Here is an 11,384-nt window from a genome sequence, read left to right on the forward strand (position 1 = left end):
GCGGTTTTGAAGCCGGACGCAGTAGCCCGGGGGCCGGGGTCTTCACCTGCATCGGCCAAGCTGTTGGGTTCGTAGTTGGAGCGTCCTTTCGGCACCATGAGCTGCATCATCCCGTCCCGCTGCATGTTGGCAAAGGGGCATTTCGGCGCGTTGATCGGGATCTGGTGAAAATTCGTCGTCCCAAGGCGGGATTTCTGCGTGTCCAGATATGAAAAAAGTCGTCCCTGCAACAAGGGATCATCTGTGAAGTCTATCCCCGGCACCACGTTGGATGGCAGGAAAGCTGCCTGCTCATTCTCGGCGAAATGGTTTTCCGGATTGCGGTCGAGCACCATACGACCGATGATCCTCAACGGAATTACTTCCTCGGGAATGATCTTGGTCGGGTCCAGCACATCGAACGGAAGCTTCTCGGCCGTCGCGGCATCGAAAGCTTGAATTCCGAATTCCCATTCCGGAAAATCGCCAGTTGCAATGGCGTTCCACAGATCGCGGCGATGATAATCGTTGTCAGCCCCCTGCAACTTGGCCGACTCATCCCAGACAAGCGACTGGGTCCCCAGCTTTGGCCTCCAGTGGAACTTGACGAAAGTCTCCTCGCCCTTGGCATTCACCAGCTTGAATGTATGCACGCCAAAGCCCTGCATCATGCGCGGGCTGCGCGGGATGGCACGGTCAGACATCGCCCAGAGCACCATGTGCATGCTCTCCGGCATCAGGGAGATGAAGTCCCAGAACGTATCGTGCGCACTTGCTGCCTGAGGGAAGCCGCGGTCGGCCTCCATCTTCACGGAGTGGATGAGGTCGGGAAACTTGATAGCATCCTGAATGAAGAAGACCGGGATATTATTGCCGACCAAATCCCAGTTGCCTTCCTCGGTATAGAACTTAACGGCAAACCCTCTAACATCGCGCGGCGTATCGACGGATCCCGCCCCGCCGGCGACTGTTGAAAACCGGGCGAATACGGGGACTCTATTGCCCTTTTCCGCAAAGAGGCTCGCGCGGCTCAGGTCTGGAATGGGATCGGTGCATTCGAAATACCCATGCGCGGCGGAGCCGCGGGCATGTACGATCCGCTCCGGAATACGCTCATGGTCGAAATGGAAGATCTTTTCCCGAAGGATGAAATCTTCCAAGAGGGTCGGACCGCGATCGCCGGCGCGCAGGCTGTTCTGATTGTCTGAAATGGGCGTGCCGTGATTGGTCGTAAGAACGGGGCTGCCCTCGGCGGCCATCTGCTGGGTTTCTCCCGCGTTGCCGCGCTCGCTATCGTAACCTTGCCGGGTCATGCCTGAGCCTCCTGACCGTGACGCTTCGCTGCTTCCCAACGTATAAGGGACCGGCGTGTTCCGCAGCTTTTCGGCGGGCAGGCGATGTGGCGTCAGAGTTCCGGGACGGCAAGCGGACGCATGTGACGCTTCTGGGCGGCAATGCGGAATGGTGCGTTCGGCGCCCCATAGCCCTCATATCCGCCTTGGCGCTGCACGATCTCGAAGAAGAGCTCGCCTGCCTGACCGGTGCTGTAGAACTGAAAGAAGCTGCCCATTCCGTCCTCGTCATACATGATGTTCAGGCGTCGCAGGCGATCGACGAAATCTGGCTTGAGGTCGAAGCGGGCAGCCAGAGCGGCATAGTAATTTGCACCGATGCCCAGAAAGGGGAAACCCCGCTCGGCCAATTTTTCGGCGGTCACGAAGATGTCGTTCGAAGCGAGGGCGATATGCTGGACCGAAGCGCCAAACGTGTCGTCGATGAACCGCCTCGCCAGCGTCCGTCGCGCTTCCGCACCGTTCAGAGTAATGCGTAGCCCGTCCGAAATAATCGCTTGGCTGCGCACCAACCCATCTGGATCGACGACGTCGAGCATGGGCATCCGCTCCACCTCGAACAATGTGCTGTAGAATAACGAGGCACTCAGCATTTCTTCATAGGCCATCGTCTGTGCGATGTGATCCGTGTGGGTGATGCCACTTCCCTGCGCAATGCCGCACGGGATGAACTCCCGCTCCCAAAGGCTTTTCAGTTCTGGACCGTCATCGACAAATCGCAGAACGGTGCCACCCACTCCGCGGACTGCGGGGACCAACGGATCTCCGGGCGAAATCCGGTCGCCATGCGACTCAGCCATGAGGGCGAGAGCACGGGTGACAGCATCTGCGGCATCCGGGACGCGAATGCCGATCTCCGACACGGCAGTACCGTGCGTGACCCAGGAGCTGTAATTGAACCCCACTTTCCCGGTGTTGAGCACGATATTCACCCGGCCCTGCTGCCATCGCGTGACCGGTTTCGACCTGTGTCGACCGACGGGCGCAAAACCGGCGCTGGTCAGAAATGTGGTGAGGGCCGGGAGCGTCGCTTCATCCGTCGCTATCTCGATATATTCCACGTCTTCGGGCCGGATGGGAGGAGGAAGCTGTCCTTGCCCGGAGACGCGAAGATCGGGTTCTTCTCGGCGCACCTGGTCCATCAGACCGATGAGGCTCCGCTTGCCGTCATTGGCGACAAGGCGGGGCAGGCCGGAGCGGAACTGATCGTTGAAAATCTCCAGACTGATCGGACCGGCATAGCCCGTCGCCATCACCGCGCGCATGAAGGCCGGGACGTCCAGATCGCCCTCTCCCGGCATGTTGCGGAAGTGACGCGACCAGTAGAGCAGATCCATCTCTATCCGAGGAGCATCTGCCAGTTGCACGAAGAATATGCGATCGCCCGGTATCTCGCGGATCGTTTCCGGGTCTATACTCGGACCTAGGGTGTGGAAACTGTCGAGGATCAGCCCGATGTTAGGATGGTCGGCACGGCGCACGATCTCCCACGCGTCCCGATGGTCGCGGACGAAGCGTCCCCAGCAGAGTGCCTCATACCCAACGCGGATACCGCGTGTTGCGGCGATCTCGCCAAGGGCCCTGAAGTCGCTTGCGGCCCGGTCCACACCGCCGAGCGCGGCCGGATGAACCGATGAGCAGACGAGCATCAGATCAACCTCCAGTTCCGCCATGAGGTCGAATTTCCGCTCTGCCCTGGCGAAAGCGCGCCGCCGCAGCGGATCCGGGAGCGTTTCAAAATCCCGGAACGGCTGGAACAGCATGATTTCCAGCCCGTGATCGCGCACCATGCGGCCAACCTCTCGGGGACTGAAATCTGAGGCGATGAAATCCTGCTCGAATATCTCGATTCCATCGAAACCAGCGCTCGCGATAGCGCGCAGCTTTTCGGGAAGCATCCCTGATATGGAAACGGTGGCAATGGCTGTTTTCATGGTCATTCCAGTCTTTTCCCGCTGCGACTATGGCGTCAGCGCTTCCATGTGGTCCATGGCGTGAGCCACGCCCGCGTTGATATGTGCCCGGAGGATGGCAACCGCCGCAGCGCTGTCATGGCGCAGGGCCGCATCGCGCAGCGCCCTGTGTTCCTGTCGGGACGCTTCGGGGCGAAAGGTCAATGCAATCATCTGGTAGCGCAGATATTTGTCGAAGACCTCCGCGTGCGTCTGCATCAGCACCCGCGAACCGCAAGCGGCGATAAGCGTCTGGTGAAAGGCCCAGTCGCTCCGTCGCCAGGCGGGGATGTCCTCCGCATTCCCTGCTTCCAGCCGTTCTTCATGCGCGTCGAGCTTGTGATGTGCGGAAAGCACTGCAGCCTCCCAGTCCAGCCCTCCCGCGGCGAAGGATCGGGTGAGGGCGTGTTCCTCCAGCAGCAGTCGCAGCGCTGCAATTTCATGCAGACCGGCGCGGGAAATCGGCGCCACTTCAAAGCCGCGCTGCCCTTCCGCCAGCACGAAACCGTCGGAGGCAAGGCGTGTCAGCGCTTCGCGAAGGCTGCTGGTCCCCACATCGTAGCTTTCCCGCAAAGTCTCCAGCCGGAGTTTCCGGCCCGGTGCCAGCCTGCCCATGATGATGTCGGACCTGAGCCGCGCATAGAGCGTGGGGGGGGTGTCTTCCGTCATGCAGCATCTCCCCGCAGCAGGCCATGCTCAACCGTGTAGTCAATACAGGCGCCGATGTGCCGGGCAAGCAGCTCCTGCGCCGCGGTCACGTCCCTTTCGAACGCGGCACGGAGCAGAGCGTGATGCTCATCCGCCGCCACCGTGCCTCGGAACATCACCAGCAGTACCTGATATCGCAGGAAACGGTCGAATATTCGGTCATGAGTGACCAGAAGCTCGCCGGATCCGCATGCGGAAATCAGCGCCACATGGAATTCGCGGTCATATCGTTTCCATGTCTCGCTGACGGTATGATCGCCCTGCAACATCCGATCCTCCATGCGGGAGAGCTTGTGATGCGCGGCCACGACCGACGCCTCCCACTCCAGATCGCCATTGGCAAAGGATTGCGCAACCGCATGGCGCTCCAGCAGGAGACGCATTTCCGCGATGTCCCTCAGATCGGAGATGGAGATCGGCGCGACCTCGAACCCCCGCTGGTTCTCCGCGACGATCAGCCCCTCGGGCACGAGCCGCGTCAGTATCTCGCGCAATGTCGCTATGCTCACATCGTATCGCGCGCGCAATTGCTCCAGCCGGAGACGCCGTCCCGGCTCGAGCTTGCCGAAGATGATATCGCTGCGCAGGCGGCGATAGGCACTTTCCCCCGCGGTCTCTTCCCGGATTTCCGCGCCCATCCGTTTCTCCTGCAAAATCAGTCAAAATACAAAATATCAGATGAAACGAGAATCTCTAGTTGAAAACTGAAATTTCCGATGACATCCTTGCGTGCAGGACGAAGCGCGGAGGGGGCGTTTCGCCATAAGGGAGGACACCATGACCGAAGTGACCCGGCGCGGCTTTGCCGCGCTCGGCGGGGCCATGCTTGCCACGCCATTTCTCGCGCGTCTCGGCCATACCGCCGAGCAAAGCCGCATTCGTTTTTCCGCCGTGTTCTCGGAACAGGACATCCGGGCTGGAATGATGAAGCAGTTTGCCGAAGGCATCGGCCCGGACTTCAAATACGAAGGCTTCTACGGCGGAACATTGTTCAAGCAGGGGACGGAGCTTGTCGCCCTCCAGCGTGGCAATCTGGAGATGTCGAACATCGCGCCGCAGGACGTCTCCAACCAGGTTCCGGCGTGGTCCATCCTGACCTCCGGCTATTTGTTCCGCGATGCTGCCCACCTGCGCAGTTTCTTTGCTTCCGATGTCGGGACGGAGATGAAGGCACTGGCGGAAGGCCAGCTCGGCATCAAGATCCTTGGCCCCACCTTCTATGGCACGCGCCAGGTCGGGCTTCGCGGGACCCGCAAGATCGCGACACCCGCCGACATGGCCGGCGTGAAGCTGCGTATGCCGGGGGGCGAGGCGTGGCAGTTCCTGGGGCAGGCGCTTGGCGCGAACCCGACCCCCATGGCCTATGCAGAAGTCTATACCGGCCTTCAGACCGGCGCGATCGACGGGCAGGACAATCCCCTGCCGAACGTGGACAACATGAAGTTCTATGAGGTGATGAACCAGATCGTCCTTACCTCGCACCTGGTCGCTTTCGACCTTCTGGCCGTCTCTGGCCGGTTCTGGGAGAAGCTGACGGAAGAACAGCGCACCGCGTTTCAGGCAGCGGCCGACCGTGCCATCGGCTGGAGCACGGAACAGCATGTCACGCGAGAGACGGAGCTTGCCAAGTCCTTCGCGGAGAGGGGGCTCGACGTATATACGCCGGATCTGGCCGGCTTCCGGAGCCATGTTCAGAAGGCCTATATGGAGTCCGATCTCGCCAGGGAATGGCCCTCCGGCATGCTCGAGCGGATCGCCGCAGTCTGATGCGACCGGCGGCCTCCGGAAGGGCCGCCATTTCCTTTCATCGGAGAATGCTCATGCCGACCCGGCTTCTGCCCTGGCTCCGGCGCCGTTGCGAAGACATCCTCGTCTTGATGCTCGCGACGATGTTCGTCGTCTTTCTCATTCAGATCGTTTCACGGTATGTCCTCAACATGCCGATGGGCTGGACACATGAAACCAGCGTCATCCTCTGGATCTGGCTCGTGCTTTTCGGGGCTTCCTTCGTCATCCGTGACAAGGAGGAGATGCGGTTCGACCTAATATACGGAGCGGCGAGGGACAGGACCCGGCGCTGGATGGCAGCGGTAACCTGCACGGCGCTGATCGCGATTCTCGTCCTGGCGCTTCCCGCGACATGGGACTACGTGACCTTCATGAAGGTGGAACGGACAGCGTATCTGCGGCTCCGTTTCGACTGGCTCTATTCCATCTACATCGTCTTCGTGATCGCTATGATCATCCGTCATTTGTGGATCGGCTGGAGGGCCGTCTTCGGACAGGCGCCGGAAGCCTATGATCCCACGACAGCGAGTTCCGGCGTATGAATATCGCAAGCCCCTTTTCTCTCGCCATCACAACGATGACGGCGCTGGCGTTGCTCGGCCTGCCGATCGGCCTTTCGATGATCTGCGGCTCCGTTCTCTATCTCTGGATGTCGGGGATGGACATGGGCACGGCCGCGGAGCAGTTCCTGAACGGGATGTATTCGAACTACATCATCCTCGCCGTGCCGCTTTTCATCCTTGCCGCGGAAATTATGAACTCCGGCTCCATGACGGAGCGGCTGCTGCGGTTCTGCAACGTGCTGGTCGGCCATATGCGTGGCGGGCTGGCGCAGATCAACGTCGTGCAGAGCCTCATTTTCGCCGGCATGTCGGGTTCCGCCATTGCCGACGCCGCCGGATCGGGGCGCATGATGCAGAACATGATGACGAAGGAGGGCCGTTATACGCCGAGTTATGCGGCGGCGTTGACCGCGGTGACATCGGTCATCGGGCCGATCCTGCCGCCGTCCATTCCGATGGTGGTGTATGCACTCGTCTCCGATGTCTCCATCGGCTACCTGTTCCTCGCCGGTGTGGTGCCGGGCCTGCTGATGACGGGAATGCAGATGTTCCAGGTCGCCTGGGATGCGAGACGGCACAACTTCCCTGTTGAGCCGCGCGTTTCGCTTCGGGAGGTTCCACGTGTCACGTGGCGGGCGCTTCCCACGCTGCTGATGCCGGTCATCCTGCTCGGCTGTATCTACACCGGTGTGACGACGCCGACCGAAGCCGCCGCAATCGCAGCCGCGTATGCGGTGCTGGTCTCCGTGATCCTTTACCGTAGTCTGAGCTGGCGCGAGGGTTACAACGCCGTATTGGTCAGCGCAAAGACCTCCGCCTCGATCGGAATGATGATCGGTGGCGCTCTGGTGTTCAACTACGTGGTAACGGTTGAGAATATCCCGGAAACCCTTCGGGCGGTCCTGACGGGGTGGGAGTTGACACCCGTGCAGTTCCTGCTGCTCGTCAACGTTCTGTTGCTGCTTCTGGGTTGTGTGCTTGAGGGGACGGCGATCCTCCTCATCATCGTGCCAGTGTTCATTCCCGCAGCACAGTCGCTCGGGATCGACCTTGTCCACTTTGGCGTGGTGGTGGTGGTCAACATCATGCTCGGGCTGGTCACGCCGCCTTATGGCCTGTTGCTGTTCATCATGACCAACATCTCTGGCTCGCCCATGAAGGATATCATTCGCGACTGTCTGCCCTTCCTTGCGTGGATGGTGCTCTGCCTGGCGCTCATCACCTTTTTCCCCGACCTCGTGCTGTGGCTGCCGCGTTTTGCGGGCTACGCCGGCTGAACTGAGAGACTCTTATGACCATCTGGATACTGAACGGACCAAACCTGAATCGACTCGGCAAGCGCGAGCCGGAGATCTACGGCCACACCACATTGGCGGAAGTGGAGACTTCGGCGCGGCAGGCGGCAGGCGAAATGCCGCTTCGGTTCCATCAGTCGAACGCCGAATACGAGATCATCGACTGGATTCACGAGGCGATCGATACGGGTGGGCGCGGAGTTATCATCAATCCTGCGGGTCTCACCTTTACTTCCGTGCCGGTGATGGATGCGCTGAAGATGTTCTCCGGTCCGATCATCGAACTCCATATCTCCAATATTCACCGGCGCGAAGCGGTCTATCACCGGTCGCTGGTTTCTCCGGTCGCGACGGCCGTCGTGGCGGGGCTCGGCGCACGCGGCTACGTCCATGCTGTCCACGCGATTGTCGAGATGATCGGGGGGGAAGCGCGATGACCACGCCGATCCGGGTAGGGCTGATCGGCGCCGGTATCGGGAAGTCCCGCACCCCTCGCCTGCACATGGCGGAGGCGGCCGCGCAGGGCTTCCGCCTCCGATACGATCTCATTGATGTCGAGACGCAAACCGACCCCTCGCTGGAGCGCCTCATCGCCGAGGCGGAGGCGGAGGGTTTTGCCGGTCTCAACATCACTCATCCGTTCAAGCAGGCGGTGCTGCCGCTGCTGGAGGAGCTGTCCGAGAATGCCTCCGCTCTTGGTGCGGTCAACACAGTGGTGTTCGGCGAGCGAGGGCGGGTCGGTCACAACACCGACTGGTCGGGGTTTCTCGAAGGGTTCCGGCAGACGTTGCCCGACGTGCCGGTCGGCACCGTCCTGCAACTCGGTGCCGGAGGCGCGGGCGCGGCGGTCGCCTATGCGGCGCAGGCCATGAAGGTGGAGCGGCTTCTTCTCTCTGACATGGACATCGGACGGGCGGAGGCTCTGGCCGCTCGCATGAACGCCAGCGCCGGTCGCGCATATATCCACGTGGTGAGTGACCTCTCGGCAGCGATGGAGGCCGCGGACGGGCTCATCAACACGACGCCGATGGGAATGGCGGCGCATCCCGGCCTGCCGCTGCCCGCCGAGTTGCTTGCATCGCGCCACTGGGTTGCAGATGTCGTATATTTCCCGCTCGTCACGCCGCTGCTTGCGCTCGCGCGGGAGCGAGGCTGCCGCACCGTGGATGGAAGCGGCATGGCGGTGTTTCAGGCGGTCGGCGCCTTCAGATTGTTCACCGGAAAGGACGCCGACCCGCGGCGGATGCGCCAAACCTTCCAGGCCGCGACCCCCGTCACGGCCTGAGAGGTGTCCCGTCAGATCGTCGCGACGGGTGTCACAGGGGAGCCGACCGCGCCGGGCATGTAAAGTGGTGGCGCGGTCAGAAAGACCGCATGCCGCCCGCGCTCTTCCAGCGCGGCCGCCAGGTCGCGCAGGTACCACAGTTCGGCCAGCGGCAGGCCGATCTTGAACAGGCAGTGATGGTGAAGGGGCAGCCGCAGGCAGCAATCCTCGCGATCGGCATGAGCGTCTTCGACAGCGTAGTTGTCAGCGGCGATGGCCGAGATGCGGCTTTCCGTGATCCAGTCGTGGAGCGCTTCGTCCGCACCGTCCAGCACTGCGCCCGTACGCTCAAGCCGCGCCGGGTCCGGGTCGGCCTGCATGTCCAGCAGCGCTTCTGCAAAACCGGTTCGCAGCAGAAGAATGTCACCTTCGCGAGTCTTCACGCCCTGCGCCCGCATCGCGTCGTGCAGAGCTGCGCAGCTCACGACGGTGCGGTCCATGCCGAAGTGGCGGACGAGATCAACCAGCACTCCACGCCCCTGAACCGGGGTCTTTGCCATCTCCGTGACCGATAGCCGCTCCGCAAATGAGCTGTTCGGTCCCCGTGCATCCGGCCCCAGAATGTCCCGCCCGGCAAGGTGCCCGTTGTAGTAGCAGCGCTCGGCCACTCCATCCCCGTCGGCGTCGAACAGCGCGCCGACATGCGCAAGCGAGTCCCATTGGGTTGAGAACTGCATGGACATCAGAACCTGATCGTCGCTGATCACGTCCCGAAGTAGCGGGTCGACATTGCTCAGCGGGAAATTGATGTATGGCGTTTCCCCCGAACATGTCGGGGCAAGGCGTGGCGGTTTGCGGCGCGGGTTGAGGGAAATCGGCCCCGGCACATCCAGCGGCAGGGACAGACAATACGCCCGCCCCTCCTGGATTTCCGCGGCGGCCTCGATGCGGCGCGCATCTGTGATGTAGTTCAGCGTTCCAAGCTGATCGTCGGGCCCGAAATCCCCCCAGTTGGATTTCTCCGGTCGATTCACCCACTCCGGCATAGTCACTCCTCCGTCTGACGATCCCTGATGACCATCTGGCGGCGCGATAGCAAGGAGGATGATCCCTCCCGCCCGGGTCGCTTCTCCCCCCAGAAAAGACATCTGAAGCTTTCGCGAACATATATGTTGACATCATAACTGACAATGACTGATTAGCTTTGAACATCATGGGAGAATCCTGGCGCCTCTATCCGGTGCCTGGAAGGAGGGAAAATTGACCGCAGTCGCCAACTTTTTCACGCGTATCGTCAATCGCTACATGCCGGACCCGCTGGTGGTTGCGATCATCCTTACCGGACTTACGCTCGTCTTCGCGATGATCTGGGAGGGCACGGGTTTCGTCGATGCCACGCGCTACTGGGGCGACGGATTCTGGAACCTGCTGGCATTTACCATGCAGATGACCGTCATCCTGCTCGCGGGCTACATCCTCGCCAAGACGCCGCTGGTGGACTGGCTGATGGATCGGGTCGTCTCCGGCATCCACACACCTCAGGCAGCCGTCATCGCCGCCACGCTTTTCGGAGGAATCGGCAGCTGGCTCAACTGGGGTTTCGGTCTGGTGCTGGGGACGCTAATTGCCCAGAAGCTGGGTCAGAAAGTGAAGGGCCTTCACTACCCGCTGGTGATTGCCGCCGGTTACTCCGGCTTTGCCGTCTATGGCGTGGGGCTTTCGGGTTCGGTGCCGTTGCTCATCAACACGCCCGGCCATTTTCTTGAGAGCTCGATCGGGCTGGTCCCGCTCAGCGAGACGATCTTTTCGCCCTATCTCATCGTGATGAACCTGCTCATCATCGTCACGCTGCCGCTGTTCAATGCAATGCTGCATCCTAAAGCGGGCGAAAAGATCATCGAGGCGAAGCGCATCACACCCGCCGCGCCCGACATATCGGAGCAGCCGCAGAAATACGACACTCTCGCCGACCGGCTCAACAATTCACCGGTGATCGGCATCGGGATGGGAGTGTTCGGTCTGATCTACGCGGTGCTCTACCTGCTCGATGGTGGTGGCATCACGCTGAACTTTGTGAACCTGCTGTTCCTGTTCCTCGGGATCGCGCTCTTCGTCACGCCCAACCGCTTTCTCGCCGCCGTGAATGACGGGGTTCGCGTGGTGGGGGGCATCATCATCCAGTATCCGTTCTATGCGGGTATTCTGGCGATTCTCGCCGGGTCCGGGCTGGTCGTGACCTTCTCCAACTGGTTCGTGTCCTTCTCCAGCGCAGAGACGCTGCCATTGTGGTCCTTCATCTCGGCGGGGCTCATCAACATCTTCGTGCCCTCGGGCGGGGGGCAGTGGGTCATTCAGGGCCCGGTGATGACGGAAGCCGCGCATCAGCTTGGCGCTTCCATCCCCGCAACTGCCCTTGCCGTGCAGATCGGTGACCAATGGACCAACATGGTACAAGGTCGTGTCGCGAATGTGGTGGAAATTGG

At 61.2% G+C, this 11,384-nt stretch carries 11 protein-coding genes; 6 read left to right on the forward strand and 5 right to left on the reverse strand.

What is annotated here, in order from left to right:
• From CG51_RS17765 to CG51_RS17780, 4 genes are all read right to left on the reverse strand, one after another.
• Positions 1 to 1,292: catalase (locus CG51_RS17765; protein ID WP_035747302.1), on the reverse strand; the 1,292-nt coding region annotated here is incomplete at its 3' end.
• Positions 1,293 to 1,384: 92 nt separating this feature from the next.
• On the reverse strand, positions 1,385 to 3,265 hold the full coding sequence (locus CG51_RS17770) for a bifunctional sugar phosphate isomerase/epimerase/4-hydroxyphenylpyruvate dioxygenase family protein (protein WP_035747324.1): 1,881 nt from the start codon (positions 3,263 to 3,265) through the stop codon (positions 1,385 to 1,387).
• A 27-nt stretch (positions 3,266 to 3,292) separates the two neighbouring features.
• Positions 3,293 to 3,952, reverse strand: a complete 660-nt coding sequence (locus CG51_RS17775) for a GntR family transcriptional regulator (RefSeq protein ID WP_035747304.1) — start codon at positions 3,950 to 3,952, stop codon at positions 3,293 to 3,295.
• Positions 3,949 to 4,629, reverse strand: a complete 681-nt coding sequence (locus CG51_RS17780) for a GntR family transcriptional regulator (protein ID WP_035747307.1) — start codon at positions 4,627 to 4,629, stop codon at positions 3,949 to 3,951. The genes CG51_RS17775 and CG51_RS17780 overlap by 4 nt, the downstream gene beginning before the upstream one ends.
• A gap of 139 nt (positions 4,630 to 4,768) precedes the next feature.
• On the opposite strand from CG51_RS17780, the gene dctP reads away from it, so the two are divergent.
• The 5 genes from dctP to CG51_RS17805 are packed head-to-tail and all read left to right on the forward strand — an operon-like array spanning position 4,769 to position 8,922.
• A complete protein-coding gene (gene dctP / locus CG51_RS17785) occupies positions 4,769 to 5,758 on the forward strand; it encodes a TRAP transporter substrate-binding protein DctP (RefSeq protein WP_035747309.1) in 990 nt (329 codons plus the stop codon).
• A 53-nt stretch (positions 5,759 to 5,811) separates the two neighbouring features.
• Complete coding sequence (locus CG51_RS17790; RefSeq protein WP_035747311.1) at positions 5,812 to 6,321, forward strand: TRAP transporter small permease; 510 nt, start codon at positions 5,812 to 5,814, stop codon at positions 6,319 to 6,321.
• Positions 6,318 to 7,619, forward strand: a complete 1,302-nt coding sequence (locus CG51_RS17795) for a TRAP transporter large permease (RefSeq protein ID WP_035747313.1) — start codon at positions 6,318 to 6,320, stop codon at positions 7,617 to 7,619. The genes CG51_RS17790 and CG51_RS17795 overlap by 4 nt, the downstream gene beginning before the upstream one ends.
• A gap of 14 nt (positions 7,620 to 7,633) precedes the next feature.
• Entirely contained in the window at positions 7,634 to 8,074 is a 441-nt protein-coding gene (locus CG51_RS17800; RefSeq protein ID WP_035747315.1) for a type II 3-dehydroquinate dehydratase, read from the forward strand.
• Positions 8,071 to 8,922 carry a shikimate dehydrogenase gene (locus CG51_RS17805; protein WP_035747317.1) on the forward strand — a complete coding sequence of 284 codons (852 nt, stop codon included), beginning with the start codon at positions 8,071 to 8,073 and terminating at the stop codon, positions 8,920 to 8,922. Before CG51_RS17800 ends, CG51_RS17805 begins: the two co-directional genes overlap by 4 nt.
• Before the next feature lie 11 nt (positions 8,923 to 8,933).
• Here CG51_RS17805 and CG51_RS17810 read toward each other — a convergent pair whose 3' ends face one another.
• Positions 8,934 to 9,947: a cyclase family protein gene (locus tag CG51_RS17810; RefSeq protein WP_035747319.1), complete on the reverse strand. Its 1,014-nt coding sequence runs from the start codon at positions 9,945 to 9,947 to the stop codon at positions 8,934 to 8,936.
• Positions 9,948 to 10,161: 214 nt separating this feature from the next.
• On the opposite strand from CG51_RS17810, the gene CG51_RS17815 reads away from it, so the two are divergent.
• Positions 10,162 to 11,384, forward strand: a 1,223-nt coding sequence (locus CG51_RS17815; RefSeq protein WP_035747321.1) for a short-chain fatty acid transporter, incomplete at its 3' end; no start/stop codon positions are given.

The sequence above is a fragment of the Haematobacter missouriensis genome (assembly GCF_000740775.1).
Classification (GTDB): domain Bacteria; phylum Pseudomonadota; class Alphaproteobacteria; order Rhodobacterales; family Rhodobacteraceae; genus Haematobacter; species Haematobacter missouriensis.